The 721-nt window shown below is 71.3% G+C and carries 1 protein-coding gene and 1 pseudogene; both read left to right on the forward strand.

The annotated features are described in order from the left end of the window. Positions 1-126: pseudogene (locus ADL25_RS46000) on the forward strand (6-phosphogluconate dehydrogenase); the annotation flags it as partial. 9 nt (positions 127-135) lie between these two features. Further along, the coding region (locus ADL25_RS12430) for a histidine phosphatase family protein (RefSeq protein ID WP_059127756.1) at positions 136-721 on the forward strand (586 nt) is incomplete at its 3' end.

Consider the following 721-nt stretch of genomic DNA (forward strand, 5'->3'; position numbering starts at 1 on the left):
CTGCCGGCCATCACCGCCTCGCTGTTCGCCCGGTTCGCGTCCCGCCAGGACGACTCGCCCCAGATGAAGATGATCGCGGCGCTGCGCAACCAGTTCGGCGGCCACGCGGTCGAGTCCGCAAAGTAGGTGACCACCGTGGGCGACCTCCTGCTGGTCCGCCACGGCGAAACCGAGTGGAGCGCTTCGGGCAAGCACACCAGCTGGACCGATCTGCCGCTCACACAGGGTGGCGAGGAACAGGCCAAGTCCCTCGCCACCCAGCTCGCCGGACGCACCTTCGCACTCACTCTCACCAGCCCTCTGCACCGGGCGATACGCACCGCGGAACTCGCGGGCCTGTCCGGCGCCGCGACCGAGCCCGATCTGCACGAGTGGGACTACGGCGGCTACGAGGGAATCACCACCGTCGACATCCATCGCACCAGACCCGACTGGCGTCTGTGGACGGACGGGGTGCCACCGGGTCCGCCCGGACACGCCGGCGAGTCGCCGGACGAGGTGGCGGCACGGGCCGACCGGGTGCTGGCCCGTATCGCACCCGCGCTCGCCGAAGGCGACGTGATCCTCGTGGCCCACGGCCACTTCCTGCGCGTCCTCACCGCCCGGCACCTCGGCCTCGGGGCCGCCGAGGGACGGCTGTTCCAGCTCCGGACGGGGACGGTCAGCCGGCTGTCCACCGAGCACGACTGGCCCGTGATCGCGGAATGGAACGCAGCGGGCA

The sequence above is a fragment of the Streptomyces sp. NRRL F-5122 genome, assembly GCF_001507435.1.
Taxonomy (GTDB): Bacteria; Actinomycetota; Actinomycetes; order Streptomycetales; family Streptomycetaceae; genus Streptomyces; species Streptomyces lannensis.